General features: G+C 59.3%; 35 protein-coding genes and 1 pseudogene. 20 read left to right on the top strand and 16 right to left on the bottom strand.

Annotated features, from left to right (window positions below; translation table 11 throughout):
* Positions 1 to 8: 8 nt before the first annotated feature.
* Both NLY43_RS25800 and NLY43_RS25795 read right to left on the bottom strand, forming a co-directional pair.
* The gene (locus tag NLY43_RS25800) at positions 9 to 1,334 is read right to left on the bottom strand and encodes a cation diffusion facilitator family transporter (protein WP_023711077.1); all 1,326 of its coding nucleotides are present in this window, start codon (positions 1,332 to 1,334) and stop codon (positions 9 to 11) included.
* Positions 1,335 to 1,345: 11 nt separating this feature from the next.
* Positions 1,346 to 1,627, bottom strand: a complete 282-nt coding sequence (locus NLY43_RS25795) for a metal-sensing transcriptional repressor (RefSeq protein WP_023669876.1) — start codon at positions 1,625 to 1,627, stop codon at positions 1,346 to 1,348.
* 103 nt (positions 1,628 to 1,730) lie between these two features.
* Between NLY43_RS25795 and NLY43_RS25790 the strand changes: the two genes are divergently transcribed.
* From NLY43_RS25790 to NLY43_RS25780, 3 genes are all read left to right on the top strand, one after another.
* Positions 1,731 to 2,120, top strand: coding sequence for a hypothetical protein (locus NLY43_RS25790; protein WP_032910829.1), 390 nt, complete (start codon positions 1,731 to 1,733; stop codon positions 2,118 to 2,120).
* A 114-nt stretch (positions 2,121 to 2,234) separates the two neighbouring features.
* Positions 2,235 to 2,903 (top strand): HupE/UreJ family protein, encoded by a 669-nt coding sequence (locus NLY43_RS25785; protein WP_050588606.1) that lies wholly within the window; start codon positions 2,235 to 2,237, stop codon positions 2,901 to 2,903.
* Positions 2,904 to 2,937: 34 nt separating this feature from the next.
* A complete protein-coding gene (locus tag NLY43_RS25780) occupies positions 2,938 to 3,585 on the top strand; it encodes a hypothetical protein (protein ID WP_023711074.1) in 648 nt (215 codons plus the stop codon).
* 212 nt (positions 3,586 to 3,797) lie between these two features.
* Here NLY43_RS25780 and NLY43_RS25775 read toward each other — a convergent pair whose 3' ends face one another.
* Positions 3,798 to 4,868 carry an NAD/NADP octopine/nopaline dehydrogenase family protein gene (locus NLY43_RS25775; RefSeq protein ID WP_023711073.1) on the bottom strand — a complete coding sequence of 357 codons (1,071 nt, stop codon included), beginning with the start codon at positions 4,866 to 4,868 and terminating at the stop codon, positions 3,798 to 3,800.
* A 230-nt stretch (positions 4,869 to 5,098) separates the two neighbouring features.
* On the opposite strand from NLY43_RS25775, the gene NLY43_RS25770 reads away from it, so the two are divergent.
* The 9 genes from NLY43_RS25770 to NLY43_RS25730 all read left to right on the top strand — a co-directional run bounded on the left by NLY43_RS25770 (position 5,099) and on the right by NLY43_RS25730 (position 12,291).
* Entirely contained in the window at positions 5,099 to 6,070 is a 972-nt protein-coding gene (locus NLY43_RS25770; RefSeq protein ID WP_023711071.1) for a LysR family transcriptional regulator, read from the top strand.
* Positions 6,067 to 7,536 (top strand): NAD(P)-binding domain-containing protein, encoded by a 1,470-nt coding sequence (locus NLY43_RS25765; protein WP_023711070.1) that lies wholly within the window; start codon positions 6,067 to 6,069, stop codon positions 7,534 to 7,536. Before NLY43_RS25770 ends, NLY43_RS25765 begins: the two co-directional genes overlap by 4 nt.
* A complete protein-coding gene (locus NLY43_RS25760) occupies positions 7,533 to 8,015 on the top strand; it encodes a CMD domain-containing protein (RefSeq protein ID WP_023711069.1) in 483 nt (160 codons plus the stop codon). Before NLY43_RS25765 ends, NLY43_RS25760 begins: the two co-directional genes overlap by 4 nt.
* The gene (locus NLY43_RS25755; protein WP_023711068.1) at positions 8,012 to 8,575 is read left to right on the top strand and encodes a peroxidase-related enzyme; all 564 of its coding nucleotides are present in this window, start codon (positions 8,012 to 8,014) and stop codon (positions 8,573 to 8,575) included. Before NLY43_RS25760 ends, NLY43_RS25755 begins: the two co-directional genes overlap by 4 nt.
* Positions 8,576 to 8,632: 57 nt before the next feature.
* Positions 8,633 to 9,373 (top strand): amino acid ABC transporter ATP-binding protein, encoded by a 741-nt coding sequence (locus NLY43_RS25750; RefSeq protein ID WP_023711067.1) that lies wholly within the window; start codon positions 8,633 to 8,635, stop codon positions 9,371 to 9,373.
* Between the two features lie 23 nt (positions 9,374 to 9,396).
* Positions 9,397 to 10,224: a transporter substrate-binding domain-containing protein gene (locus tag NLY43_RS25745; RefSeq protein WP_023711066.1), complete on the top strand. Its 828-nt coding sequence runs from the start codon at positions 9,397 to 9,399 to the stop codon at positions 10,222 to 10,224.
* Between the two features lie 67 nt (positions 10,225 to 10,291).
* Complete coding sequence (locus tag NLY43_RS25740) at positions 10,292 to 11,008, top strand: amino acid ABC transporter permease (RefSeq protein ID WP_023703916.1); 717 nt, start codon at positions 10,292 to 10,294, stop codon at positions 11,006 to 11,008.
* Positions 11,009 to 11,025: 17 nt separating this feature from the next.
* Positions 11,026 to 11,718: an amino acid ABC transporter permease gene (locus NLY43_RS25735; RefSeq protein ID WP_023669865.1), complete on the top strand. Its 693-nt coding sequence runs from the start codon at positions 11,026 to 11,028 to the stop codon at positions 11,716 to 11,718.
* Between the two features lie 393 nt (positions 11,719 to 12,111).
* Positions 12,112 to 12,291, top strand: a complete 180-nt coding sequence (locus NLY43_RS25730; protein WP_198025470.1) for a hypothetical protein — start codon at positions 12,112 to 12,114, stop codon at positions 12,289 to 12,291.
* Here NLY43_RS25730 and NLY43_RS32640 read toward each other — a convergent pair.
* From NLY43_RS32640 to NLY43_RS25720, 3 genes and pseudogenes are all read right to left on the bottom strand, one after another.
* Entirely contained in the window at positions 12,230 to 12,433 is a 204-nt protein-coding gene (locus tag NLY43_RS32640) for an arginase family protein (RefSeq protein ID WP_352757875.1), read from the bottom strand. The two genes, NLY43_RS25730 and NLY43_RS32640, sit on opposite strands and share 62 nt — an antisense overlap.
* Positions 12,406 to 12,873 carry an iron-containing alcohol dehydrogenase gene (locus NLY43_RS25725; protein ID WP_348529084.1) on the bottom strand — a complete coding sequence of 156 codons (468 nt, stop codon included), beginning with the start codon at positions 12,871 to 12,873 and terminating at the stop codon, positions 12,406 to 12,408. The genes NLY43_RS32640 and NLY43_RS25725 overlap by 28 nt, the downstream gene beginning before the upstream one ends.
* A pseudogene (locus NLY43_RS25720) lies at positions 12,847 to 13,310 on the bottom strand (iron-containing alcohol dehydrogenase); the annotation flags it as partial. The pseudogene NLY43_RS25720 and the gene NLY43_RS25725, both read right to left, overlap by 27 nt.
* A 280-nt stretch (positions 13,311 to 13,590) precedes the next feature.
* On the opposite strand from NLY43_RS25720, the gene NLY43_RS25715 reads away from it, so the two are divergent.
* A complete protein-coding gene (locus NLY43_RS25715) occupies positions 13,591 to 13,953 on the top strand; it encodes a hypothetical protein (protein ID WP_023711061.1) in 363 nt (120 codons plus the stop codon).
* Here the strand turns inward: NLY43_RS25715 and NLY43_RS25710 are convergent.
* Both NLY43_RS25710 and NLY43_RS32840 read right to left on the bottom strand, forming a co-directional pair.
* A complete protein-coding gene (locus NLY43_RS25710; protein ID WP_023711060.1) occupies positions 13,937 to 14,722 on the bottom strand; it encodes a hypothetical protein in 786 nt (261 codons plus the stop codon). The genes NLY43_RS25715 and NLY43_RS25710 overlap by 17 nt on opposite strands.
* On the bottom strand, positions 14,719 to 15,285 hold the full coding sequence (locus NLY43_RS32840) for a CatB-related O-acetyltransferase (protein ID WP_023711059.1): 567 nt from the start codon (positions 15,283 to 15,285) through the stop codon (positions 14,719 to 14,721). Before NLY43_RS32840 ends, NLY43_RS25710 begins: the two co-directional genes overlap by 4 nt.
* 68 nt (positions 15,286 to 15,353) lie before the next feature.
* Between NLY43_RS32840 and NLY43_RS32630 the strand changes: the two genes are divergently transcribed.
* From NLY43_RS32630 to NLY43_RS25685, 5 genes are all read left to right on the top strand, one after another.
* Positions 15,354 to 15,818 (top strand): glycosyl hydrolase 108 family protein, encoded by a 465-nt coding sequence (locus NLY43_RS32630; RefSeq protein WP_050588605.1) that lies wholly within the window; start codon positions 15,354 to 15,356, stop codon positions 15,816 to 15,818.
* Between the two features lie 50 nt (positions 15,819 to 15,868).
* The gene (locus tag NLY43_RS32625) at positions 15,869 to 16,165 is read left to right on the top strand and encodes a hypothetical protein (protein WP_348529715.1); all 297 of its coding nucleotides are present in this window, start codon (positions 15,869 to 15,871) and stop codon (positions 16,163 to 16,165) included.
* Positions 16,166 to 16,281: 116 nt separating this feature from the next.
* Entirely contained in the window at positions 16,282 to 16,524 is a 243-nt protein-coding gene (locus tag NLY43_RS25695) for a hypothetical protein (protein WP_023711057.1), read from the top strand.
* The gene (locus tag NLY43_RS25690) at positions 16,506 to 17,102 is read left to right on the top strand and encodes a DUF1515 family protein (RefSeq protein WP_245263986.1); all 597 of its coding nucleotides are present in this window, start codon (positions 16,506 to 16,508) and stop codon (positions 17,100 to 17,102) included. Before NLY43_RS25695 ends, NLY43_RS25690 begins: the two co-directional genes overlap by 19 nt.
* A gap of 180 nt (positions 17,103 to 17,282) precedes the next feature.
* Positions 17,283 to 19,286: an acyltransferase family protein gene (locus tag NLY43_RS25685; protein WP_023711055.1), complete on the top strand. Its 2,004-nt coding sequence runs from the start codon at positions 17,283 to 17,285 to the stop codon at positions 19,284 to 19,286.
* Positions 19,287 to 19,375: 89 nt separating this feature from the next.
* On the opposite strand, the gene NLY43_RS25680 is transcribed toward NLY43_RS25685, so the two are convergent.
* The 3 genes from NLY43_RS25680 to NLY43_RS25670 form a co-directional block, all read right to left on the bottom strand.
* Positions 19,376 to 19,567, bottom strand: a complete 192-nt coding sequence (locus NLY43_RS25680) for a hypothetical protein (RefSeq protein WP_031192958.1) — start codon at positions 19,565 to 19,567, stop codon at positions 19,376 to 19,378.
* 86 nt (positions 19,568 to 19,653) lie between these two features.
* Positions 19,654 to 19,854, bottom strand: a complete 201-nt coding sequence (locus tag NLY43_RS25675; protein WP_023711053.1) for a hypothetical protein — start codon at positions 19,852 to 19,854, stop codon at positions 19,654 to 19,656.
* A gap of 106 nt (positions 19,855 to 19,960) precedes the next feature.
* On the bottom strand, positions 19,961 to 20,233 hold the full coding sequence (locus tag NLY43_RS25670) for a 2Fe-2S iron-sulfur cluster-binding protein (protein ID WP_031199198.1): 273 nt from the start codon (positions 20,231 to 20,233) through the stop codon (positions 19,961 to 19,963).
* A 600-nt stretch (positions 20,234 to 20,833) separates the two neighbouring features.
* On the opposite strand from NLY43_RS25670, the gene NLY43_RS25665 reads away from it, so the two are divergent.
* Together NLY43_RS25665 and NLY43_RS32620 are read left to right on the top strand one after the other, a co-directional pair.
* Positions 20,834 to 21,121 carry an MDR/zinc-dependent alcohol dehydrogenase-like family protein gene (locus tag NLY43_RS25665; RefSeq protein ID WP_023711051.1) on the top strand — a complete coding sequence of 96 codons (288 nt, stop codon included), beginning with the start codon at positions 20,834 to 20,836 and terminating at the stop codon, positions 21,119 to 21,121.
* Entirely contained in the window at positions 21,049 to 21,387 is a 339-nt protein-coding gene (locus NLY43_RS32620) for a zinc-binding dehydrogenase (RefSeq protein WP_196813676.1), read from the top strand. The genes NLY43_RS25665 and NLY43_RS32620 overlap by 73 nt, the downstream gene beginning before the upstream one ends.
* A gap of 831 nt (positions 21,388 to 22,218) precedes the next feature.
* Here the strand turns inward: NLY43_RS32620 and NLY43_RS25660 are convergent.
* The 5 genes from NLY43_RS25660 to NLY43_RS25640 are packed head-to-tail and all read right to left on the bottom strand — an operon-like array spanning position 22,219 to position 26,787.
* Positions 22,219 to 22,602 carry an acyl-CoA thioesterase gene (locus tag NLY43_RS25660; protein WP_081740607.1) on the bottom strand — a complete coding sequence of 128 codons (384 nt, stop codon included), beginning with the start codon at positions 22,600 to 22,602 and terminating at the stop codon, positions 22,219 to 22,221.
* A gap of 41 nt (positions 22,603 to 22,643) precedes the next feature.
* Complete coding sequence (kce, locus tag NLY43_RS25655; protein WP_023711047.1) at positions 22,644 to 23,579, bottom strand: 3,5-dioxohexanoate:acetyl-CoA acetone transferase; 936 nt, start codon at positions 23,577 to 23,579, stop codon at positions 22,644 to 22,646.
* A 30-nt stretch (positions 23,580 to 23,609) separates the two neighbouring features.
* The gene (locus NLY43_RS25650; RefSeq protein WP_031192955.1) at positions 23,610 to 24,716 is read right to left on the bottom strand and encodes an ABC transporter ATP-binding protein; all 1,107 of its coding nucleotides are present in this window, start codon (positions 24,714 to 24,716) and stop codon (positions 23,610 to 23,612) included.
* Positions 24,716 to 25,453, bottom strand: coding sequence for a GntR family transcriptional regulator (locus NLY43_RS25645; protein WP_023696853.1), 738 nt, complete (start codon positions 25,451 to 25,453; stop codon positions 24,716 to 24,718). The genes NLY43_RS25650 and NLY43_RS25645 overlap by 1 nt, the downstream gene beginning before the upstream one ends.
* The gene (locus NLY43_RS25640; protein WP_023711045.1) at positions 25,453 to 26,787 is read right to left on the bottom strand and encodes an aspartate aminotransferase family protein; all 1,335 of its coding nucleotides are present in this window, start codon (positions 26,785 to 26,787) and stop codon (positions 25,453 to 25,455) included. Before NLY43_RS25640 ends, NLY43_RS25645 begins: the two co-directional genes overlap by 1 nt.
* Between the last annotated feature and the right edge of the window lie 89 nt (positions 26,788 to 26,876).

Raw genomic sequence — 26,876 nt, 5'->3', positions numbered from 1 at the left:
TCGTGAGATCAGTGATGGTGGCCTTCCGGCTCGACCATCTTGAATGGCAGGATCTGTTCCCTGTCCTTCACGGTCAGGATCAGCTTTGCCTCGAACTCGTGCGGCTCGGCCGGGGCAACACTGCTTTCGAGGCGGTGGTGATCGCCCGCGACAGGTCCCAGAGGCAGCGTCTCGGGTCCCTCGTGCCGTTCGATGATCACTGTCGCCTCGAGATCGTCGGCGTGGCTGTCGATGGTGAGGCGCATGCGCTCGCCGGCGGGCGTGTCGACGATTTCCAGCGTCCCCGACGCCAGATCGCAAGCGACCTTGAACGGATCGGGCGCGTGGTGAGCGTGTCCGGAACCTGCCACCACGGGTCCGCCTTCGCCCTCCAGGCGGATATTTGCCTCCGAAAGCGCCGGCAGGTGATCGAACAGTTCCCCTCTCAGCGCTTCGGTTATGCCGAGCACGTCCTTCGCCGTCGCGCTGTCGGCCACCTTGATGGCGACATCGGCATGCAGGCGATGGCCGATCCAGCGCGCCTGGGCCTGGGCGACCTGCTCGATGCCCCGCACATGCTCGGCCGCATGATGGATTTCCTCGACAATGCCGGGCTCTACGCCGTCCAGCATGCGCGTCAGAACCGCCTTCGATGACTGCCAGACGATGGCGAAAATCGCGATCGTGATCAGAAGGCCGATGATCGGGTCGGCGAGCGGAAAGCCGAGCCAAACGCCGATTGCCCCAAGCACCACCGCGAGACTGGTGAAGCCGTCGGTACGGGCATGGTAGCCGTCAGCGATCAATGCGGCGCTGTTGATCTCGCGGCCCACGCGGATGCGGAACACGGCGACCGCCTCGTTGCCAAGGAAGCCGATCAGGCCGGCGATCGCGACCCAGCCGAGAAACGCGATGGGTTTCGGATGGATCAGCCTGTCGATCGCTTCGTAGCCGGCGACAATGGCGCTGAAAAGAATGATGAGAACGATTATGATCCCGGCCAGGTCTTCAACCCGGCCCAGGCCGTAGGTGAACGTCTTGCTCGGCTTGCGGCGGGCCAGCACGAATGCGACCCACAACGGAATAGCTGTGACCGCGTCGCCGACATTGTGGATTGTATCGGCCAGCAGCGCCACACTGCCTGAGAGGAACACGACCACCAGCTGAAGCACCGCAGTGATGGCCAACAAGACGAACGACCATTTGATTGCCCAGATGCCACGTGTCGTAGTCGCGATCGTCGGATCGATGACGCCGTGCGTGTGGCCATGGCCACCCTCGCCATGGTCATGGCCGTGCCCGCCCAAACCCTGTGACATCGGGCCGAAGCCGAACCAATCGCGTATCTTGTCCATGACGACGTCTCTCACAGGTACTTGGTGATATCTTTGAACTCGTCGATCGAGCGGCGCTGCTCGAGCGCCAGCGGTCCGACGACGTCCTCAAGGCAGTGGTTGAGGTGGTCTTGGATCAGCGTCTTCTTCGCCTGGGCGATGGCCTTCTCCACGGCATGAAGTTGCTGGGCGATGTCGAGGCACGGTCGGCCGGCCTCGATCATCTCCACGATCCCGCGCAGATGGCCGTCGGCGCGCTTCAGCCGCTTGATGATGGCAGGATGGGTTTCGTGGACGTGGGGACGCTCATTCATGCCTTGATGCTATCCCCCCAGAGAGGATATTCCAAGCCTCAAAGTGGCCTCGATTCTGGTGCACGCAACCATTCGTTAGGATTTTAGAGAATAATCGTTAAGCATGCCGAATTGGATCCATAGCGCAGCCTTTCGCCTCGTCATCGCTTTCGCGATGACGCTCGGCGTGCTGCTGTCCCCAATGGGTAGTTCGGCCTCGCATAATCCGACTGCGCTCGCTGCCGCCGAGGCAGCGCGTCACGCAGAGCTGGCAGCACAGATCGAAAAGCACGGCCACAGCCATGACGATGGCGAAGCCGATGAGCAGAGCTTTGGTCATACCCACGGCCACAATCCGGCCGACCACACCCATGAGACGGCGAGCACGCTTCCGGGCTTCGCGCAGCCATCACCGCCTATAGGCCGGAGTTGGCTGGTTTACCCGCCTTCGTTTGCCGATCTCGAAATCCGTTTCCGGCTTGAGCGCCCTCCCAGGCAGATCGTCATCGTATGATCGCGGCCGCAAGCGCGGCCATCCTCAACGACGACGATTGGAATTCTCATGCAAGGATCCTTCTACGAGGGTCCGCCACGCACGCCTTGCGCGCGCTGGCGGTTGGCCCTTCCTATGCTTATTGCTCTCCTGACCCTCCCACTTCTTGCCGGGGCTGCTTTCGCCCATGCCGTGGCAGAAGGCGACAAGGGCTATATCCAGGAAATCACGGGCATCAATCTGCTGCCCTTCATCTATCTCGGCGCCAAGCACATGGTGACGGGATACGACCACATCCTGTTCCTGTTCGGCGTGATCTTCTTCCTTTACCGGATGAAGCACATCGGCATCTATGTGAGCCTTTTCGCGCTCGGCCATTCCACGACGATGCTGCTCGGCGTCTATTTCAACGTTGGCATCAACAGCTACATCATCGACGCGATCATCGGCCTGTCGGTCGTCTACAAGGCGCTCGACAATATGGGTGCCTTTCAGAGGTGGCTCGGCTTCCAGCCGAACACCAAAATCGCGACGCTGATCTTCGGCTTTTTCCACGGCTTCGGCCTGTCGACGAAGATCATCGAATACAACATCTCGCCCGACGGGCTCGTGCCCAACCTACTTGCCTTCAACGTCGGCGTTGAGGTCGGTCAGCTTCTGGCGCTCGCTGCTATCCTTATCGTCATGGGCTACTGGCGCCGGACCGACAGTTTCTGGCGCCACGCATACACCGCCAACACCATCATGATGACCGCCGGGTTTGTCCTGATCGGCTATCAGCTCACCGGCTGGGTCGTCTCCTGAACCTCCAAGTAAAGATCAAAAAAGGAATTCTCCCATGTACAACACAGACATCCCGACCCGCGCTGAACTGCCGACATCCATGCAGCTCCTCCGATCTACCCTCATCGCCATTGTCGCGGCAGCGGCCATCCTGGTGACCATCGTACTGCCGGCCGAATACGCCATCGATCCCACCGGCATTGGGCGAGCGCTCGAGCTCACCGAGATGGGCGAGATCAAGACACAACTCGCCGAAGAGGCCGAGCAAGACCGCCGTCGCGAATTGCAAAACGGCACGCCGACCGCAGTGCCAGGCCAAGATCAGCAGTCGAGTCTTCTGGAGCGCGTCTTCGCTGAACTGGTGATTGGTTCCGCCTCTGCCCAGGAACTGCGGACGGACGAAATGTCGGTCACCCTCAAGCCCGGCGAAGGAGCTGAGATCAAGCTCGTCATGGCCAAGGGCGCAAAGGCAAACTACTCTTGGACAGCCAATGGCGCGGCGGTGAACTTCGACACGCATGGTGACGGCGGCGGCGAAAACATCTCATACGAGAAGGGACGCGGGGCTGCAGAGGACGAGGGCGTACTTGAGGCAGCCTTTGACGGCAATCACGGTTGGTTCTGGCGCAACCGCACCGGTGCCGACGTCACCGTGACGCTGAAGACGAATGGCGCGTACACCGACATCAAACGCTTGATGTGATCGATACGGCACGTCTTATCCGGCGCCGTTTGGCGCCGGGGGAGATCAAGCAGGTGAAATAGCCAACTCGGACCAACACAGTTTGATAATATCCAACCTGTGTTGGTCCCCTTCGGACGTCGTTGGCGTTAGAATCAGCTCGCAATGATGTAACAGGAGAGTCGCGCTAGCTTCCCCAAAGCGTAATCACGCCGCATTGGCAGCGAGCGCGATCAAAACCCCTTGCGGCAAAGGGCTTCAAGATCCGTCTTTGTCATTTTCTCGATGCCGAGCGCAGGAAGAATGTCATTATCTCCCTTGAGGTCGCGGCCATAAGCCGCCGACAAGATGGAAATTCCGGATTCATGGAGTGTCGCCGGATTTCCGCTGATCTTCCCCAGAACGGCGGTCGGTAGCAGGCCGAACGGAACATCCTCGAGAATATAGCGGCTCTCGATGGTTGTCGGGCCAAACCCGCCGCGACCTTGACGATCCATCTCCTGGTTCATTTCCGAAACAGTGCTCATGGGTACGTGGAACGATAATGAAAAATGTTCCTGGACCGTACGAACCGCGATGCCGAAATGGGCAGCGATGGCCAACCGTTCTGCATCCAGAGCCTCGATCAAGCGACCAACGGCAGGTGTGACATTTCCCCCTTGGCTCCACTGCTCGGCCTTTTCCATGCGTGTGAGATTGAGAAGGGCAATTCCCAGATGGTTCTGCGGATTGAGGTTGCTGAGCGCAATCGCCAGCAGACCATCCCGCTTGACGAAACGATCGCCGAACAAGGCCGTGCAAAGCTCGTACCCTTGGTCGAGCGCATCGAAAGGCAGCGTCGCAACATCAAGCTTCCGGCGAATGGAAGTGACATTGACTTCGCTTGATCCGAGCTGGCGGCCAGTCAGTAGCGTTGTGCCCCAAACGACGATCGGCAACCTGATCTTGCGCTCGGCCAACCGCTTCCAGAGATACAGAGCCCCGAACGAACTATGCGAACTGATGATGACCGGAATTCCATCTGCCAGATGAGGGACGGCGGCGTCCATCACCATCTTGTGGCCGTAAGCCGGAAGCGCGATCACCACCACGTCCGCGTGGTCGATAGCATCTCTACAATCCTTGGCAATGCGCACCGGCACCGTCGCCTCGATATCCCCCGTCGCCTTCAACAATTCGCCAGTAGCCAACGTTCTGGTGCGGCGTCCCGACGGTGACCAAAGCGTTGGCGAGTGTCCCGATTGTGCCAAATAGGCCGCAAGGCCATAGGCAATTGCTCCGGCGCCCAGAATACTCACGCGCATAACATTCCTCCTGTTGCAGGCTTTATGGTTCGAGAATCCTTGCAGTCCCGGCCTACAAGTTTTTCATCACGAGGTTTCGAATTGCATGCACGTCGGGTGCCCCCAGCGTTTCGATCAAGGGCTCCGGCTCTGAGCCGGCAAGCGCCGCTGCGAACATTAGTTTCCGCTTGACATATATCAAAAATGAATGAGACGATGTCAATCATACGGATTTCACATGTAGGGAGAATATGGAAACTCGGGACCTTCAGACCTTCCTTGCGGTTGCTGCCAGCGGCAGCATTACCAAGGCGGCTGACATGCTCGGGCGTTCCCAACCTGCGGTGACACGCACCATTCAGGATCTTGAGGGCGAACTTGGCTTCGAATTGCTGCACCGGGTCGGCCGACGGGTGCAGCTATCTGAAGAGGGTGTCGCATTTGAAGAAGAAGCGCGGCGACTGCTGATGTCCTTCACCGAACTCGCGGCGCGGGCCAAGATGATCGCCGCCGGCCGGGGTCGGATCCTGCAGATTGTTACAACCTCCGCGATCGGCACTGGCCTGATCCCGACGGCCATGGCCGAGCTCAAGGGTATCGAGCTTCCGCACGAGACACATCTCGGACAGTTTCTTCCCTCCATCGTCGCCCAGGAAGTGCGCAGCGGTCGTGCCGAGATCGGCTTTTCAAGCCTGCCGCTCGATACGCCCGGCCTGGATGTCCTGCGGCTCTATTCGGCGCCCGATGTTGCTGCTGTGCGCGAGGACGATCCGCTGGCAGAACTCGACGTCATACCGCTTTCGGCCTTTGCCGGCCGTCGCGTCGCTACCTTGCTCAACCCGCTGCGTTTCCAACTGCATGTCTCCAAGGCATTGGCCGCCAGGGGTATCGACACCGGGCCAGTGATCCGGACGAATACTGCCTATGGCGCGTTGCAGCTTGTGCGCCGGACCGGCGTAGCCGCTGTCATCGATCCCCTCACCGCTTATGGCGTGGCCTTGCCTGGGGTCGCCATCCGCCCGATTGACGCGACCGTCCTTTTTTATTGGGGCGTTGTTGCTGCCGAAAAACGCCCCCTTCGTCCAGTCGCGCAGGCGTTGATGGATGCGGTCGAGGCGGTGGCTGAACGGTCGATCGTCGGCTTCAAGAAACTCGATCCGGCCCTGGCCGGCCAATTGGTGAGCGATCCTGCATCCGGCACAAATCACGGAACGGGAATATGAAGCATACTCCCACCGCGCCAACGTCGACAGGTCTTGCCGCGCTCGAAGCACAGCTCGCACAGGATCTTGAGTTTCTCGAACTGCCCGCCAAGCCATGGGTTCCCGCGCGTTCGCACGACGGCGTGCCGGTCCGTGATGTCGTTGTCATCGGCGCCGGCATGTGCGGACTTGCCGCCGCGGCAAAGCTGGTGCTGAACGGGATAACCAATGTCGTGGCCTATGATGCGGCTTCGGCCGGGTTCGAAGGACCTTGGGTGACCTTTGCCCGCATGCAGACGCTTCGGTCGCCGAAGACCCTGCACGGTCCGTCTCTCGGCCTGCCGCAATTGACGTTCCGCGCCTGGTTCACTGCGCAATGGGGCGTTGAGGCATGGCGGTCGCTGGACAAAATCCCGAAGGGCCAATGGATGGACTACCTGGTCTGGTATCGCAAGGTTCTCGGCCTGCCGGTCCGCAACAGCGTGCGGATGACCGGACTGGCACCTGTTGGAGATCTGATTGCGATCGATATCGAAGGCGCGGAAACCGGCCGGGTTCTCACCCGTCGTCTCGTTCTGGCCACCGGTCGGTCCGGTTTGGGCGGTTTTGCCGTGCCCGATTTCCTCAGCGGCGTCGATCGCGCCTATTGGGCCCATTCCGCCGACGACATCCACTTCGATACACTGAAAGGCAAGCGTGTCGCTGTCATCGGCGCTGGTGCCTCGTCCATGGACAATGCCGCAACGGCGCTCGAGGCGGGAGCCGGCTCTGTTGACATGTTGATCAGGCGCAAGGAAATGCCGCGCATCAACAAGCTGACCGGCATTGGCAGCCCGGGTGTTGTACTCGGAATGCATCACTTGCCCGATGCCTGGAAGTGGAAATTCTTCGATTATACCGCCTCGACCCAGACGCCGCCGCCGCGTTCATCGACACTTCGCGTGTCTCGGCACCCCAATGCTCGGTTCTTTCTCGACTGCGGCATAGTTGCGGTGAAGCAGGAAGCAGGGACCTTGCTGGTGGAAACCACGCAGGGGCCGATGCGCTACGATTTCCTGATCGCGGCAACCGGCTTTTCAAATGATTTCAGCGGCCGCCCGGAATTTGCGGCGATCGCCCCACATATCCGTACCTGGTCGGATGGCCGATATAGGCCGGATATGGGCCCGGCTCGTGCAGGCATGTCCGACGCACCGGACCTAGGTCCCGCCTTCGAGTTTCGTGAGCGCGTCCCCGGCTCCTGCCCGATGCTGTCGCATATCCACTGCTTCAACGACGCCGCCATGCTGACGCACGGCAAGGTCTCCGGTGATATCCCAGCCGTCAGCGCGGGTGCCGACCGTTTGGTCCGCGGCATTGCCGCATCGCTGTTTGCCGAAGATGTCGAAACCCACTTCGCCAACCTGATCGCTTACGACACGCCCGAACTTCTGGGCGACGAATGGGTCGATTCAACACCCTTGTTGGAGAAGGAGGCCGCGCTGTGATCGACGCAATGGACAAGGCCGCCGGTCTATCACCGGACGATGCGCTTTTCAGCGCGCGTCGGTTTCGGCCTGAATTCGTGCTGGGGGCCGAGGAATGTCGCCTCTCCGTCCTGCAGCCAGCAAACGACCAAGGGCTTGCGCCTAATTTGCGGGTTGCTCTGGCCCGTCGCATGGCCGCTCTGAATGCCGATCCGGTCCTGATGGCCGAATATGATGAGCAGCTGGCTCAGCTCGATCCGACTGAGCAGCTTTTGGCCTTAGCCCAGGGGGAAACGGATTTGGAAGAGCCATTGGCGACCATCGCACGCCATGTGGACCTGATTACGCTGACACCGAAAAAGGCGGAAGCGGGCTACATCGCCCTGCTCGCCCAAGCTGGATTGAACAATCCTCAGATCGTCGCCCTTTCCGAGCTCATCGCCTTCGTCAATTTCCAGACGCGGGTGGCAACCGGCCTGCGATTGTTGAGGACGGTATGATTTCCGCGGTGCGCCTGAAGCCATTGAATTGGCATCCGTACATAGCGCCGGTCGAGCTATCCGAGGCCACGCCGGAACAGCTTGAAGCGATGAAGGTCACGCCATCAGCCAAGAAAGTTTCGGAATATGTGCGCACCCTTGCGCATGACCCTGAGAGCTACCTTGCTCGCACCGTCTTGTTCAACGCAATCATGTATGTCGAAGGCGGGCTTGCCCGCCCTGACCGCGAGCTGGGTGCATTAGGTGCGTCCATCGTCAATGGCTGCAAATTCTGCGCCGTTGTTCACGCCCGCAGGCATGCAGAGCTGACCAAGAACGACGAAGTGGTCACCGCGCTCTATCTCGATAAACCTGAAGCGCTCGGCCCACGCGATGCGGCAATCTACAGTTTTGCCCGCCGCCTGTCGGCGGCCCCGTCGGAAGCGACGGCAGACGATATCGCCGCGCTTCGATCAGTCGGCATGGACGACCGCGAGATTATCGACCTGATCCACTCCATATCGATCTTCGGCTGGGCAAACCGGCTGATGCACGTTCTCGGCCATGCAGAGAGCGGGTGATGATGTCGCATGCGGTCGAAGCAGTCCGTCTCACACTTTCCGAAGGGCCAACCAGAAATGCTTGAACTCAAAGCTGTAAAGCTGTCTTACGGAAGCACGCAGGTTCTGAACGGCGTCAATCTCTCGGTAAAGCGGGGTGACGTGGTTTCGATCATCGGCCCCAGCGGCACCGGCAAGACCACGTTGCTGAAATGCATCAACTACCTGGCCAAGCCGTCGTCAGGAACCATCGCGTTCGATCAGATCCGGATGGATTACCAGCGTGCCGACAAGGTCGCTGTCCAGGCGATCCGGTTGCGAACGGCGATGGTCTTTCAACAATTCAACGTCTTCAAGAACATGACGGTCCTGCAGAACGTGATGGATCCACTGGTCGTCGTGCAGCGCAAGTCCGCGGACGAGGCGCGGGAGATCGCCTTGCGGGAGCTCGAGCGGGTCGGCCTCACCCCGAAGCGAGACAGCTATCCCTCCCAACTGTCGGGCGGCCAGCTCCAGCGCACCGGCATTGCGCGCGCCCTGGCGGTTCGTCCCGACGTGATACTCTTCGATGAGCCTACGTCATCGCTGGATCCAGAACTCGTCGGTGAAGTCCTGAAGGTGATCAAGGACGTCACCTCGTCAGGGATCACTTCGCTGCTTGTGACCCACGAGATGCAATTTGCAAGGAACATCTCCAACCGGATCGTCTTCATGGACCGTGGCGTGGTCGCCGCCGATGGCAGCCCGGCTGATATCTTCGACGCGCCTTCCAGCCCACGACTTGCTCAATTCCTGCAGTCAGAACTCGCTTTTCAATAATCCAACAACAAGGGAACCAAGACATGTCTGCAATCACATCCAATTTCTCTCGCCGCTATGCCCTGGCCATCGCCGGCGGCATCGCGATTGCCCTTGCAACGGCGGGGGTCAGCTATGGCCAGACCGTTCGCACGATCAAGATCGCTACGTCTGCCGAATCCAAGCCGCTGGCATGGGGCGCGATCGGCGTCGAGCCGCAAGGCTATGAGCCCGACCTTCTGAAGGCGATCAACGCAAAGCTGCCCCAATACAAGTTCGAAATGGAAGGCGTCTCCGACATTGCCCAGGAAACCGGTCTCGCTACGGGCAAGTACGACATTGCGGTGGGTGGCTACTACAAGTCGCCCGAGCGCTCCAAGCAGTTCTTCATTCCGGAAAATCCTATGGGCGCCAGCCTGATGAAGATCTACAGCAAGAAAGACAGCGGCATCAAGGAAATGAAAGACCTGGTCGGCAAGAGGATCGTTCCGACAACGGCCGGCGGTGGAACCTACAAGTTCATCATGAACTGGCAGAAAGAAAACCCGCAATACAAGCTCGATGTCACGGCATCGAGTGCAGGCATTCCCTACCCGAACCGGCTGGACGAAGTTCAGAACGGCAAGTTCGACGCTCTCGTCTTGCCGTCCAATCTCGGTGAGCAGACCGTCATCGAGCAAAAGAAACTCGATATCGTAGCGTCCGGACCAGTGTTCAGCAACAACACCTACATGCTGATCCACAAATCAGACGAGAACAAGGTTCTGGCTGACGATGTGAACAAGGTTCTCAAGGAATTGAAAGACGACGGCACGATCGAGAAGCTCTCGCAGAAGTGGTTTGGCGAGGGCATCGTCCAGTACATGAAATAGCACGGCCGTCGAGGGCCATATTCGCTAGTCAGCGGCAAGGTTGAATTGCAAGAAGGAGCGTTTCAAAGTGGATGTATCTGCTATGATTCCCGAGTTGCTCTCGGCACTGCCGCTGACGCTCGCCATCACGTTTACGGCCCTCATTTCCGGGTTCTGTCTGGCTCTCATCGCGACAACACTCCGGGTTCGCAGGGTGCCACTGATCAGTCACCTGGTGGACCTCTACGTGTCCTATGCCCGGAGTGTTCCTGTCGTCCTGCAGCTGTTCGTCGCGTTTTATGGGCTTCCGCTGTTGGTGATCCTGTTCGGCGCCAAAGATTTTATTTCGCCGACGATGGCTGCCATGGTGGGGTTGAGCCTCTACCATGGAGGATATCTGTCGGAAGTCATGCGGCCTGCATATCTTGCCGTCGATCGCGGCCAGCACGATGCGGCCGATAGCCTTGGATATACGTTCCGGCAGAAAATTACTCGCGTCGTCGGCCCGCAAGCGGTGCACTTCGCACTACCGGGCTACGGGAACTCCGTCATCTATCTGATCCATAACGTTGCGCTGGTCATGTACATCGGCGCCGCCGACGTCATGGCGACTGCGCATTTGATCATGGAGCGCGACTACAACCAGTTCCAGTTCGAAACCTACCTCGTTCTGGCGGTCATCTATTCGCTGATGTGCCTGGTCGCATGGCTCATCGTGCGCTTCTTCGAGCTTCGATCACCGATGCAAGCGCCAGAGGCAACGACAACAACTCCGATCAAGAACGAGCTCCTCGCGAGCGTCTGACGTAAGGGTATTCAACCATGTTTGATACCGATATTTTGCTCCAGGACACGCAGGAAATTCTGAGTGCCGTACCCGTGACCGTTGGAATGGCACTCTTGATTTTCGTCCTGTCGACGATAGTCGGCAGCATATTCGCGCTGATCGAATACAGACGGGTGCCGGTTCTGCGAGAGCTCATCATGACTTACAAGATCGTCTTCAAGGGCGTTCCAATGGTCATCGTGATTTTCCTCGCCTATTTCGGTCTGCCGCCCGCATTCCAGTTCCTGTTCTCGTTGCTCGGGATCAACTTCAACGCTCACGAAACCCCCAATTGGGTCATTCTTGTCGTTGCGATTACCGGCTGTGTCGCCGCGTTCCAATCAGAGATTATCAAGGGAGCCCTGAATGCATTCGACACCGGTCAGTCGGACGCGGCCCATTCGCTCGGCTATACGGGCGGCCAATTGTTTCGACGTATCCTGTTTCCCCAGGTGGCCCTCACCGCAATTCCCGACCTGACGACTTCGATGATGGTCATCATGAAGGCGCTTTCTCTCGGATTCGCCATCGAGGTCGTCGATATCTTCGCCCAGTCCCAGCTGACCGCCGCCCTGAACTACTACTACCTCGAAGCCTTCGTGATTGCCGTCGTGATCTACATGGTGATTGCCTATATCGTCACACAGATTGCCGACAGGCTGGAGCAGGCGCTGAGGGTGCGGACGTAAGGCGGATGTGGGATAGAATCGTCAAGCTTCGGATATCGAGCCGCACCTGGGAGGCAATTCTTTCGGGGATGAAAAGCTTAAGGAGAAACCCAAGTAGCCGATGTCTATACCGTTGAGTTTCATGCGTTTGGTTGATAAGCATCGTTTGTCGCTGCTGACTGGCTTCATGCCGACTGAAGCACCGATCGCGCCGGACGCGCCAAACCTCAATCCTGGCTGGGCCGCGTCGGAACATGTCTAGCAAAAAGCCTGCGATCCTTGTGCGCCAATGAAGCCCGCGACCGGACAGCCCTCTACCTTGCGGGGTGGGATGTTTACCTCGGCTTTTTGTTGCGACCAGACGCGGTGGTTCCGCCCGACGTCTAAACCGATGTTTTCTTCAGGATGGAGCCGATGGCCAATGATATGATCCGCCCCGCGGTCAATGCGGAATTGCCGTCCGGATCTTTCGACGGAACAAATTCCACGGCCGCGATGCTGCATATCGTTGCTTTCGCCGCAACACCTTTCATCAGATCCACGACCTCCCAGTACAACACCCCGCCCGGCGGGAACAAAATTCAGCAGGCATGATTGATGGGTCGAGCCCGTCGAAGTCGAGGTTTATGTGGACATTAGACTCCGAAGGAATGGCATCCAGGATCGGCTGAATGCCTTTTTGACGGACGGTCTGCGCCGAAAAGAACCTTACGCCCCAAGCTTTTGCATCGGCGATTTCCTGGGGTCCGGCCGAACTTCGTCGCGGCGTGTAACAATCTCGAGGACCTTGATGCCGATTGTTGTTCTCGGAATCCCATGCGCTACGCCGTATCCGGGCGCCGTCGAATACACCCACGCAAATCTGGATGCACCGCGCGATGGAGGCGGCGGTGTTTCCCGACGTACGAGCCAATCCGGTCCTGAGAGGCGCCATCGCGGATGGATCGGCGCGATCCCGATATCCGTTGAGGAAGTCGTAATCCCACAATATGCCCTTCTGATGCGCGCCATGAAGCCGATCGTCTTGCCGGTGTCCAGCGCCGACCCGCCGCCGAACGCGACTACACCGTCATGCTTCCCACCTCGAAACATGCGCACACCGTCCTCCACGTGCTTGTCCCGGGGGGTCGTCCCTGCATGCGTCTTCTCATAGGGCAGGAAAACGCCATTGGTCATACCGTGATGTGTGTCGTAGAGCGCGCCGACCGGATGCGAGAGTGCGTGGACGGCGCCCATCCCTTTCGGAAAGGCGACAGCACCCATCGCAGCAGCGCTGATCAGGTCACCATGGGCCTCGACGTCATTCGGATTCGAATACGCCTTCGGAAGGTTTTCGAAGATCAAGCGCACACCTTCGATGGCGATCGCGTCGCACATCGGATGATAGTAGGCGCTCGACAACGCCTCGATGCAGTGCGCGAGCGCGTCCATCCCAGTTCCGACAGTGATGAGCGGAGGCATGCCTACGATCAGTTCGGGGTCCCCGACGACAACCTTGGCCTCATCAGGTGATGGAACACCACGTTCTTGGTGTGCGTGGCCTCGTCGGTGATTATCGCACCGCGTCCCACATCGAAGCCCGTTCCGGCCGTGGTCGGGACGGTGACGAACGGCGTATTGCGGGGCCTCGGCTTGCGCCGAGCATGCGTCTTCCGTCCATCGTAGCGGGCCCGCCATTGGCCGGCGGAAGGCCTATGCGGCTAATGCTCTTCCCCCCGCCTGATCGCAAGATCATCGTGGTGCGTCCAATAATAAACGGCAGCTGACATTGCTACGATGCCCAACGCAAAGCCGATCGCCAACCCCAAATAAAACATCTCTGCCTCACGGCGATAACCATGCTTGGCGAAGGCATACACCAATTACAAATTCTGAGTAAAGGGATCAGCAAATATGACCAAATTCTTCGTCGACGCGGATGGCGTCTATCTCGGCGGCTTTGACGGTGCAGACGTCAAGTTGCCTGAAAATGGCACCGAGATGCCAGAAGCACCGGAAGATGCGCGCCAGGTCTGGGGCGGCAAGGCGTGGAGTGCCGTTCCTTCCGTGCGTCGCATGGTCCTGGAATCGGTTGTACAGGCTCGCATCATCGACGCGGGCAAGATGGCGCAGGCCTATGCCGCGCTGACGGGCAATCCAATCTATTTTGCCCGCTGGTCCGCGCCGGATCGGCCAGAAGTCTATAGTGACGATCCTGACGCTGTCGGACTAGTCCATGCTCTTGGGCTCGATCCTGCGGTCATCCTCGCGCCTTGAGTTTTTGACGAATGATGTCCACCGGCGTCCGCCACATTCGATATCGGCCAGCCTCGACGATTTGCCGTGCAACGGGCTCAGCAGCGTATGCATAGAAGAAGCGATGTACACGAGATTCTGCGAACGCCTTCTTCCCTCGTGTATTATAGTCCCTGATCTTGAGCTTATGCGGGCTGATCGTCCGCCCCCCCAAGGACAAGGCTATGCCGATGCAGAACTGCTCCGCAGCGTCAATTTTCGATATCTGATGGACAGCAAGCATCGGTGGATACGCGTCCATCAGAGCGGGAAGATTGTCTCGATGCAATCCGAGGATGCCGCTTTGCCACATAGGTTCGCGGCCCGTGATAACATGTTCGCCGATCCTAAGGCCTTCCCCTTCCAGCACAGGCGTCCATTTGTGGGGTTTCTCTAGGCGTCGCATCACTGAATGCTTAGGCGAAATGCCTTCGGAGGCATGAGATAGAAATCCCGCTGGGTAGTGGTCTGAGTCCATAAAAATGAGGCGGTCGGTCATCCTCAGGAGTTTGATCAACGCCCGGGCCTTGATGCCAAAATGATATTGACCGCTGAAGGACCAAGCCTCTTTCTGCATGTCAGTCAGAAGCAACGTCTCCATGGGATAGTCGACAAACAATTCGGGCCTGTCCGTCGCAACAATGATCTTTGCTTCTGGACAATGATACAAAAGCTTGAGTGCGCTCAGCAACGCGCCGCGATGGTACAATTCGTTTTCGCCATACGCGATGTAACCGAAGATGTCCCTCATCGAGTGGCGTGCTTTGCGATGAAAGTCTCGATCGGACCGCTGAGAGTAGCTGCCTCGCTCTTGATCTTATCGTCGTCCCACAACCACCACTGTATTTCCAGCAATTGCGCAACGGTATCAGCAGGGAACCGGCTGCGGATAACTTGCGCGCGATTGCCGGCCACTATCGCATAGGGCTCGACAGACTTGGTGACGACGGAGCCGGCACCCACAACAGCGCCGTCGCCGACTGTCACGCCTGGCAATATAATGGCACCGTGGCCAATCCAAACATCGTTGCCGATCGTGATGCCCCCAGGCTTGCCAGCGTTGGGTAAAGGCTCAGGCTGCTTCAGGACGCGGCTATAGATCGGGAATGAAGTGGCACTCTTCGTCTGGTGTTGGCCGGTGCACATGAACAGCACTTGGCCAGCAACAGAGCAGAAGCTACCCACATTTAGAGGGGCTTCATTAGTCGGAAAAAGCACCTTCCGCCAAGTGACGCCATAAGTGTGGCGGCCAACCGACACATTATCGGGCAGTTTCGCGCGCGCGTCTTTGAACCATTTAGAGAATACAGACATTAGACATCCCGCCCTGGCCGCAAAATAGCGGTTACCTTCTTTCAAATGCAACCTCAAGAGGCTTACACATGGACCGCAATTTCGTGCGGGCGCTCGCGCTCGTTCTCAAATCGGAAGGGCTCTGGTCGGACAATCCGGCCGATCCTGGCGGCGCCACCACGAAAGGCGTGGCGCTGGAGACCTTCCGCGCCTATATCAAGCCCAGCGGCACCAAGGCCGACCTGAAGGCTATCACCGATACCCAGCTTGCAACGGTCTATCGCCGCCAGTTTTGGGATGCGGTGCACGGCTCGGAGCTTCCGGCCGGCGTCGACTATCCCGCCTTCGATTTCGCGCTCAATTCGGGTCCAAAGCGAGCCGCAGAATACCTCCAGCGCGTGGCCGGCGCGAGGGTCGACGGCCGACTAGGACCGGACAGCCTCAAGGCGATCGGCGCCAAGCCTGCCGGCGTCATCATCGACGCCTATTGTGATGCGCGTCTCGGCTTCATGAGGCGGGCCAAGAACAAGAGACCGGCAAGCTCCTTTGGCTGACCTTTGGCAAGGGCTGGACGGCCCGCATGGCAGCCGTGCGTCGCGATGCCATGCTGATCTCCGCACTGCCTGCATCGCCGCCGCAGATCAGGGTTGAGGTGCCGGTGGAGGTGCCGAAGCCTGTTGTTCCCGATAGGGTGGCGCAGAAGGTCAAGGAGAAATCCGGCTTCCTGTCCTGGTTGACCGGCCTCTTCGGTTCCGGCGCGCTTGGGCTTGGCTGGCTTGCCGGCATGACTGGAAGGCCGTTCTGCGGGCGGCGGCGTCCTCATCGTCTTCATCCTGATCTTGCTCTTGCTGCGCTCCCAGATCGTCGCGGCGGTGCGCCAGATCAAGGCGGAGGTTGCTGAGTGATGGAAGGCTTTCGCGAACTGCTCATCCCGGCGTTCGATCGCCTGCTGCGCACCGTCGGCGCTATCAGCCTGGTCCTCAGCGCCGGGTTTGCCGTCCGGTTCTGGTGGCCGCTATGAGCGCGGTCATCGCATGGCTCCTGAACAACCCAACCGTGCTTGCCTTTGGCGCGACCATCATCGGCGCGCTTGGCTTCGGCTTTCAACAGCGGCTTGCCGGCGCCAAGGCCGAACGCAACAAGCAGGCGGCGGCCAACGTGATCGCCGCAACCCAAGCCGACGAGATCGATGATGCCGTCGCCGGTCGCGCGCCGGACGACAACCGGGGGAGGCTGGGCAAATGGTCACCAAAGCAATAGCCCTTGCGGTGCTCGTCGCGATTGCCGGCTGCACGACGATAGGCGGCTCGTTTTGCGCGGTCGAGCACCCGATCCGCCTGTCCGCCGAAGCAATCGCGGCGCTTTCAGACGGCGAGGTGAGCCAGGTCTTGGCCCAAACGAAAAGGGCGCCAAGCTGTGCGCATGGAAAGCCTGACATGCCAACATCGGCGACGAAGAGCCTGGAGATGATGGTAGGCGGCCTCGTCGCCGCTTTGGAGGGTGTCCAGCGGGACGTCACCGAAATCCGGCGCGATATCAAAGATAGCGACGCCCGGGCCGCGCTGAGCTACGAGCAATCCGAACAGCGCGCCGCCGCCAGCCGATCGAAGATGTACGCCAAGACCGACGAGTTGGTGGAGCGTCTTTCCCAGACCGAAGGCGCAGTGAAATCCCTCAGTGAAGACATGACTGAGGTGAAGGCCGTGACAGCGGAGGTCACCCGGTGGAAACTGATGGGGCTCGGTGCTCTCGGCGTAACAGGCATGGCTGCGGCGGCGCTAGCCTCCCTTGTCACCGCGTACTGGTCTGATATCTGGTGGGCGCTGCGCGGCGGCTGATTGGCGACGACATGAAACCAACTATCCGACTTCGCCCCGGCGCCTCACGGTGTCCGGGGCTTTTCGCTTTTCTGGTCCCAACCGATGCCAAATTGAGTGCTGAGGTTGTTATTGGGGGCTACTTGTTCCATTCGTTCATTCTGTATAAGCGCGAGCCTAGCAGCAACCGGAAGCAAGTATTTGAGCAAGTCGAATTTCCGGCCTGAGATCCAGGGGCTGCGTGCTATCGCTGTCTGCTCAGTCGCTTTGTTCCATGTCTGGCCGTGGCTGGCCCCCGGCGGCTATGTCGGCGTTGACGTGTTTTTTGTCATTTCTGGTTTCTTGATCACCGGCGTCCTGCTGCGGGAGGTGGAGGACACCGGAAGAATGGACCTACTTGGTTTCTATGTTCGCCGGGCGCGGCGCCTCTTGCCTGCCGCGATGCTTGTCCTTCTGCTGGTGGGCTTGGCGACCCCGCTCTATCTACCCTCCGCGCTATGGAGGGACGGCACGAATGAACTGGTGCACAGCGCCTTTCAATTGGAGAACTGGCGGCTCGCAGCGAAGGCGATTGATTACCTGGCGATGACGAGCGCGCCGAGCCCGGTCCAACATTACTGGTCGCTGTCGATCGAAGAACAATTCTACGTTGTCTGGCCGGGGCTGATCATCGGCCTCCTGTGGCTTTCACGAAAAGTCCACAGGCCTTGGCGACCCTTGCTGGCCGCCGTGCTAGGCGCAATCTTCATCGCCTCGCTTGCCACCTCCGTATGGCTCACGCTTGTTGACCCGGCGCGGGCGTATTTCGTCACTCACACCCGCATGTGGGAGCTGGCGCTCGGCGCTCTGCTGTGTGCCATGGTGCCGGAGTCAGCCGACACACGGATCGGGGTACGAGCGCGGCGATTGCTTGGGTTTGCCGGCGTCGGCTCGATTCTCGCAGCCGCCTTTCTGTTCTCGACCAAGACACCCTTCCCCGGCTATGCGGCGCTGTTGCCGACCGTTGGGACCGCGTTGGTGATCGTCTCTGGTCAAAGCCAGTCGTCGTTCAGCGCCTTTGCTTTGCTCAAGTCACGACCGTTCCAATTCCTCGGCGACATCTCTTACTCGCTCTATCTTTGGCATTGGCCAATCATCGTTTTTTTCACCCAGCAAAGTGGCGAAGCGATCGGCCTTTGGGGCGGCCTGGCCATCCTTGCAGCAAGCGTCGGTCTAGCCGCCATCACCAAGGTTCATGTCGAGGACCGTTTCCGCCACCGCGCATCGTTGCGATCACGCCCCCGACTGGTCGAGTGGCTGGCCGTTTTTGCCCCGGTTCCTTTGGTGCCTCTAATCGCATTTTGCGCTGTCTCGATAGAAATCGCCCGGCAACAAGCATTGATCTCGGACAACCCGAATGACTATCCAGGGGCTAGGTCCTTGTTCACCAACAGGCCGGTGCCGACCGTAGCGGCCTATGCTCCTTCGCTGCCGACAATAAAGCAGGATAAGCCACAAACGGACAGCTGCCGCCCGCCTCGCGAAAACGGCGAACCTGTCGGTTGCCAGGTTGGCGATCCAAATGGGCGGCTCAAGGTGTTCCTGGTTGGCGATTCGCACGCAGAGCACTGGCTTCCGGCGTTTCAGGTGGCGGCGTCGGATCGAGGTTGGAATGCGGAGAGTTTTACCAAGCCCGGATGCCCGCTATTTCCTACCATGATCATGATGTCTGACAGCGACCGTCCGTTTCCAGATTGCCTGACCTGGGGTCAGCATATGCTGCGAATTATTCGACAACAAAGGCCAGACATCATCATTTTCGGGCAGAGAGACGTTTTACGTGCTTATCCCGACGACGGAAGCCAAGTGCCCGTGAGCGATACGTTGGTGCAGCTATGGCGCAGCATTGAGGCATTGGGCATTAAGGTGGTGGTAATAGCCGACACACCAGCTTGGGGAACGAACCCGGAGCGGTGCATGGCTCGGGACGGCCACTGCTCTGTTCCATATAAATCGGCACGTGATCGGGATCCCGTGGTAGTTGCCCAGCGCCTCTACCCGCATGTGCCGCTCGTCGACTTCAGCGACATTGTATGCCCGGGCAACATTTGCCCTGCGGTCATCGGCAATGTTTTTGTCTGGCGCGACACCGATCACCTGACCGCCACGTATTCCCGCTCAATGGCCGACATTTTCGGCAAACGCATCGACGCGGCAATCAATTAGCTGAGGGCGGCCGGCGCTCATTGGTCGAATTCTAGCGGCAGGTGATCCGGTTTCTCGTGCCACATCACCTGCCGGGAATGAGATCGTTCTTACAGGCGAACGAACTTGTCGAGATGCAGGCGTATCCGTTGGCCTTCTGCGAAGGACAGCGCGAATGATTCAATCACGAATGATCGGGTAATTTCCTGGTCTTCCTCGGCCACACGAACGGACCATTCGCCGCAGGCTTCGACGACTTCCACGCAAGGCAATACTTTGCGGATTGGTATCACGTTATCCATCACAGCCTCCCTACAAAAAGCAATGGTAACGTCGAGTTTTATACGCCCGCCGAAAGCGGGTTTTCAATAACAAAGATGGTCCGGGTTCATACCGTTGGGGTCAGCGGATCGCGGCTGGGTAACTCAGTGCCGCGACGTGATGGCGGATGGATGTGCTCGAACAGGAGATGACCGATCTGCTGCATCGCCGTCATATCCGGGTAAGCGGCTAGAACGGAGCCTTCACCGCCGACGCTGCCGAGCATCGGTATCAACACAAAGCTGTGAAAGTTCTGCTTCTTTTCCATTTTCGTACCTGCGATGGAGAGGCCGTTTGGTCTCATGGGGCGCTTTTTTGTTAGCGGCTCGTGCCCATCGGGCGACGCTTGTCGCCAGCGCACGCGTTCTTCCCGCTCAAGCAGGGCAATTTCGCAATCGCTTTCGCAGCATCGAGCGGCAGCCGAGAATATAACCCTGTTGCTTCTCATCCTCGTTCAGAGCGACATCCAGGTACTGCTTCATGTCCACGGAACCGGAGATGAGAGCGCATTTGCACTCGCCGCAAACTCCGTTTCTGCAGTCCGAAGGACAGTAGTGCCCGGTGCGCATCGCCGCTTCGAGAATTGTTTCGCCGTCTAGTACGGCGATCTCGTCCGCAAATTGCTGCACGATCAGTTTGTAGGACATCTCCACGATCCAGTATTGGCAGGCAGATTCAATTCGTAGGGACGCGCAACAAACTCTGCGCCCCTGCTGAGCAAGAGCCGACGTCGCGACTGAACGCAATTTGAACAATGCGAAGCAAGGTTTCGCTTTAACCGATGCAGGCTTGCGCCGGCGCAGATGACTGAGCGGTCGCAACACGTGACAGGACTTTTTGCCCGAACTTGATCAAGCTGTCGGCCTGCCGGTACTCGGGTCTTTCAAGGAGCGACGTGGCCCAGCCCTTCAGTGCCGAAACCAAATATTGGTTCGCACAATCATGATGGCCTGCCGGCAAGAGGTCGCGACATTCGTATACGTCCGCGATGACCCGGCAAAAGGCCGGATGCCCATCTCGGTCGATGACGACAGGAGAAATTTCCAATGCCCAAAGCTCAAGTTGTTCGGATAGACACCATGGCCCCCGGAGGTCATGCACTTTGCTGACTTGGAGTTGGGGCCACCCGGCCGTGGAGAAGTGACCATTCGGCAGATTGCCATAGGCTTCAATTTTATCGATATATCGCAACGCAAGGGCATAGCGCGCTTCTCTTGAATACTGGCCTGGGACATGAGGCAGTGGGAGTGGTTGAGGATCTGGATTCCTCAGTAGAGGAGTTCAAGATCGGCGATCGGGTCGCATATATGAGCGCGGGCACAGGAGCCTACGCGACATTCAGGACCGTCAACGCCGAGAAGCTGGTTGCCGTTCCCGATGGTCTTTCGGACGAAGTGATCGCCGCCCACTTCTTCAAAGGTCTGACGGCGCAGTATCTGATACAAAAGACGTTCCCCGTGGAATGGGCATCTGGTGCTCCTGCGCCCCTCCCGGCGGTGTCGGCTCCATCCTGGCGAGTTGGGCCAGTAAGCTAGCGGCAACCGTCATTGGGGCGGTCGGATCGGACGAGAAATGTTCGTTGGCGAAAGCCAACGGATGTGCGTTCGCTGTCAACTATTCCAGAAAAGGCTGGGAGGACGAAATTGTCGAATGGACCGGAGGTACCAAGGTCGACGCAGTTTTGGATTCAATAGGCAAAGACACATTCCTGTCTTCGCTGGATCTGGCCACCCCTTTCGGAACTGTCATTGTCTTGGCATGGCATCCGGACCGGCTCCGGCGATCGATCCGGAACTCTTGAACCGCAGAGGCCGTCTCTTCCTGACGAGGCCTTCCATTTTTCCGCACAACGCGGCAGCGGCGCAATTTCGGGAGAACGCCGCCAACCTGTTTAAGGCCATGTCGGACGGAATGTCCGATACCAATTCCTACTCCCGGTTCGAGTGGACCCAGGTTCAAGACCTGCATCGGGCCCTCGAAGCGCGCGAGCTATCCGGTCCTGCTGTGATTATTCCCCAAATCCCCTAAGTATGCATCACGGACGGTCGCTGACATCGGCCTGGAAGATCGTGTTGCCGTTCGATCCTGGGATTGTATGACACGCTGGCGCACTGCGGCGAGGCGTTGTTCCTTTGCTCGATGATCCTCCAGGGCGGGCTCCAAATGGTCGTATGGCGGGAGCACATGCCTCGCCATGGTCGCCTCGCGCCACGATGAGCTCGGCGACGCGGTCGAGCGCTCGCTCAAAACCGCTGTGCTGTGGCTGGTCGAGGCGTGTGCAGTTTTGCACACGATCTCCCGTATTATTTGATTTTGCTCAACTGTCCGTCCGGTCCATCATTGAGACAAGTCGTGGTTTTCAACGTCGTGACGCTCGACACCGACTTGCCGTCACCCTGGCTGACGATAGCAAAGAGCGCCCCCCTCAGTAGTAGGTCTTGCGATGTCCCGCTACCACTTCAACCCCGCTATCGTACGCAATGGCCCGATTGTGGCGGCCGCCCAATGCGGTGTCTGTGCAATAGCGGCTATATTTTGCCCTTCCTATGGCGAGTAGAAGCCTTCCGCGACCTAGAGCATCTCGCTCAAGTCACGCCAATGCCGCTAACGATGCCCTCAGACATTCTCGCCGTCACCCACGCGTATCGACTTCACCCCTCGGGAGTTTCGCGCACGCCTGTCGGGCTTCGCCTTCGATCTCGATCTTGCTCCGCGCTTGAAGATCGAAGCGCACCGTTACGGTGCGCATGCGTGCATGCAGCACATCGTCCAGCGTGCCGCGCATTTCATGCAGATAGGTCAGCGACGACTTCCCAAGCTTTTCTATAACGGTGCGAACGGTGATCAGAGTTCCCACCTCGGTTTCGTGCACGTAGTCGATCTCCATCCTCACATCCGCCCAGCCGAGCGTCGGCGTCAAACGGGGATCGGCGATCCTGCCAAGCAGCTGGAAACTGGCGTCGTCGAACATAGCGACGTAGTGACGGACGTTGAGATGGCCCATCGCGTCACACATCCAAGGATGGACGACGCCGACATAGGTTTCAATCGGGGGCGTCAAAACCCGACCTCGTTTCCGCCCTTGAGATCCAGCAACTGGCGGGCTTCGTCGGGGGTTGCGATTTCAAGCGACAGTTCGCCAAGGATGCGCTTGATCTTGGCGACCTGCTCGGCATTGCTCTTGGCAAGCGCGCCCTTGCCGATATAGAGACTGTCTTCCAGCCCGACACGCACATTGCCACCCATGATCGCACCCATCGTGCAGAGGTTCATCTGGTGCTTGCCGGCGGCAAGGATCGACCAGAGATAGTCGTCTCCGAACAGCCTGTCCGCCGTCCTGCGCATGTGCATCATGTCTTCGGCGTCGGCGCCGATTCCGCCCAGAAGTCCGAAGATCGTCTGGACGAAAAGCGGCGGCTTCAGCAGCTTGCGGTCGAGAAAGTGCGCCAGCGTGTAGAGGTGACTGACATCATAGCACTCGAACTCGAACTTGGTGCCATAGGCCTGGCCGACCTCGACAATGATGCGCTCGATCTGCTCGAACGTGTTGGAGACGATGCCCTTCTTGGTATCTTCCAGGTAGCCCTTCTCCCAGTCGTGCTTCCAGTCGGTGTATTTCGGCGCGATGTGATGCAAGGCGAAATTCATCGACCCCATGTTGAGCGAGCAGAGTTCGGGCTTGGCGGCATGGGCGGCTTCGAGACGCTCGTCGAGCGTCATCTTGAGGCCGCCGCCGGTAGAGATGTTCATCACGGCGTTGGTCTGCTGTTTGATGCGCGGCAGGAAGTCCATGAAGAGCTTAGGATCGGGGGTCGGCTTGCCCGTCTCGGGGTCGCGGGCATGCAGATGGATCACCGAGGCGCCAGCTTCGGCTGCGCCGACAGCCGCGTCGACGATCTCGGTAGGCGTTATCGGCAGATAGGGGCTCATGGTCGGCGTGTGAATCGATCCGGTGACCGCACAGGTGATGACGACTTTCGGCGATTTCTTCATGATCGGGTCTCCCTTGTCTGCCTTTTGGTGTTATCGATCGAGCGCGAGGCAATCCTCGCGGCCACAGCCCAGCCGGATCGCCGTACCCGGATCGAGCTTCGGCTGAGACGACGAAGTAGCAAGCTTGACGATGAATTTCTGGCCGCTCGCGGTCGCGGCGACGAGCCGGACATGATCGCCGACGTAGATTGATTGAACGACCGTCGCCGGAATCTCGTTGAGCGCCGTGACGCCGTCCTGCAGAACGGACAGGCGCTCGGGCCTTATCGACAGCGTCACCCTGACACCCGCAGAAAGCGCAGCACCGCAGGACATGGCGTTCAACACAACGTCGCCGTCGTCGAGACGGACGTATACGCCGCCATCCTCGCTTCCGGCCAGCACGGCGCCGAACATGCGGTTGTTCTCACCGATGAAGCTTGCGACAAAGCTCGCCGCGGGACGCTCGTACAGTTCGCGCGGCGTCGACAGTTGCTCGATGCGGCCGGCGCTGAACACCGCGATGCGGTCCGACATGGTTAGCGCTTCAGTCTGGTCGTGCGTGACGTAGACGAAGGTCACGCCCAGCCGGGCGTGAATATCCTTGATCTCGAACTGCATCTGCTCGCGCAGCTGCTTGTCGAGGGCGCCAAGCGGTTCGTCCATCAAGACAAGATGCGGTTCGAAAATCAGGGCGCGGGCAACCGCCACACGTTGTTGCTGCCCGCCCGAAAGCTGCGCTGGCCGCCGATTGCCGAATTCGGGCAACTGGACCATGTCGAGAACGTTCCCGACACGTCGCCTGACCTCCTCGCGGCCAAGTTTGCGGACCTCGAGCGGGAAAGCCAGATTTTCGGCGACCGTCATGTGCGGGAAAAGCGCGTAGTTCTGGAACACCATGCCGATGCCGCGACGATTGGCGGGAACGTTGTCGATGCGCTGACCGTCAATGAGAATTTCGCCCTCGGTCGTATCTTCGAATCCTGCCAGCATCATCAACGCCGTCGTCTTGCCGGACCCGGAAGGGCCTAGCAGCGTCAGGAATTCGCCGCGCACGATTTCCAGGTCGAGCTGGCGCACCGCCTGGACCGCATGCCCGTAGCGCTTGCTGACGCCGCGAAACTCGACGTGAACCGGCCCACGCGGAGATCCGCCCATCACCGCGCCTGCGCCTTCGGATCACGGCGCACCGAAGTCGGGCGCTTTCGAGCAGGCTGCGCCTCAGCCGCCGCCGCGGCGCGAAGAATGATGTCGGCGGCCTCGCGCAGATCGGCTACCAGGGCCTTGCGCGCAGCCGCGCCATCGGCGCGACGCAGCGCCGCGAGCATTTCGTCGTGATGGTCCAGGCCCAGACCGTAGGTCACGTCCGAGCGGACGATGTTCAAGAACGGTCCTGCCTGCAGCCACAATTTCTCGATGATCTGCTGGATGAGAGGTGACCGCGCGGCATGGTACATCGTGAAATGGAAGCGCCTGTTCAGGCCGAGATAGTTAGCCATGACGTTGCTCTCGACGCACTCGCGCATCAGGCTGTTCAGCTTCGCCAATTCATCGAGTTCTTCGGGCGTGATGGTCGTCGCAGCCCATTCGGCCGCCGTCCCTTCGACGCTGCAGCGCACACGCACGAGATCCGAAATACGCGCCACCGTGGCCTCGGGGACGATGACGCCCCGGTTTGGGTGGTCGAACATCGCCTCGTCGCTGACGAGTTGCCGCAAGGCCTCGCGCACCGGCATGGCGCTGGTCCGGTACTGTTCGGCAAGCTGTCGCACGACCAGTCTTTGGCCGGGCAGGAAGTCACCGTTCATCAGTGCTTCCTTCAAGCCCGTATGGACACGAACATGAGCTGTCTTTTGCGCGGCCGAGCCGGCGGTGGCATCCTTGCGATCGAGCATCAGTTTGTCCGGCGGGGCAGTATTTTGAGGTTGCTCGACAGGAAATCGTCGAATGCGGCGGCGAAGCCGTCGAGTTCGGCGTCGCCAAATGGCAGTGACAACGCCAGCATGCCGCGCGGCGTCACGTAATACCCTCGCAACAGCATCTCGATATGCCACAGCGCAATCACCGATGGATCGGCATCGTCGAGCCGCGCCGGCGTGTCCACCGGCCCCCTGACGAAATGCAGGTTCATCAACGACCCGCGCCCTATGACGATGCCCTCGACGCCATGTCGTTCAAGTGAGACGTTCATCGCTTCACGCAAGCGATCGCCGCGCGCATTGATGGCGCGGCTCGCCTCTTGCGTCAGCACCTGCGTCAGACCGGTGAAACCAGCAGCCATGCTGAGAATATTGTTGTTGAACGTCCCGCCATGCGAGAACGCACCAGGCAAAGCCGGATCGAAGCGGTCGACGAGGTCGGCGCGTCCACCGAATGCGCCAAAACTCGCACCGCCGCCGATGTACTTTCCGAGCGTCACGAAATCGGGAAAAATTCCGTGCGCGCCATGGAGCGCTCGATAGTCGAGGCGCGAGGTCATGACCTCGTCGAAGATCAGCAGCGCGCCGGTCTCCTTCGTCGCTGTGCGCAGCGCCTGCAGGAACTCGCGGGTCGCCGGGATGCAGCCGCCGCCGCCCATCATCGGTTCGACGATGACGGCGGCAAGCTCGTCGCCCTGTTCCTTGATGAGCGCCACGGCGTCTGCACTATCGTTGTAGTCGGCGAAGACAAAGGGGAAAGGCAAATTGAGCGGTGAGCCGCCATGCGCAAAAGTCAGTACGCCGCCGTGATAGCCTTCCCGGAAGGCGAGTATCTTCGAACGCTTCGTGATGGCGCGAGCGGCGGAAATCGCCATGATGTTCGCCTCGGTGCCCGAGTTGCAGAAGCGCACGCGCTCGATGGCTGGAAAACGCTCGACCACCGCCGCTGCCAGGCGCGCCTCGTAGCGGTTGGGTGCACCCAGCATGATGCCGCCCTGTATGACGTCCACAAGGGCCGCCGAAATCGCCTTGTCGGAGTGGCCGTAGAAGCCGGCGCTGTATTCCGAGACCAGATCGACATAGGTATGGCCGTCGAGATCGGTGACCCTGCAGCCCTCGCCGGAGACGAACGAAACAGGGAATGGCGGGTACCAAAGTACAGCCCTCGTATTGCCGCCCGGCAACGATGCCGCGGCCTCGTTCTGGCGCGCCAGGCTGTTCGGGTTGGCGTCAGCGAAACACTGTCGCGCCTCGTCCAGAACAGCAGCGAGACTGACATTGGCGCGCACGTCTCTAGTGCCTTGCAGCATTCGATCAAATTCCCTTGTCTTTTTAACTTTCTTGCACCCTATCGCAAATTCCTGTTGCAAATCAATCCATTTTGCGTTTGAAATTTGAT

The sequence above is a fragment of the Mesorhizobium sp. C416B genome (genome assembly GCF_030323165.1).
Lineage (GTDB): Bacteria > Pseudomonadota > Alphaproteobacteria > Rhizobiales > Rhizobiaceae > Mesorhizobium.
The sequence above is the reverse complement of the archived record's forward strand: the minus strand, read 5'-3'. Positions and strand labels throughout refer to the sequence as shown.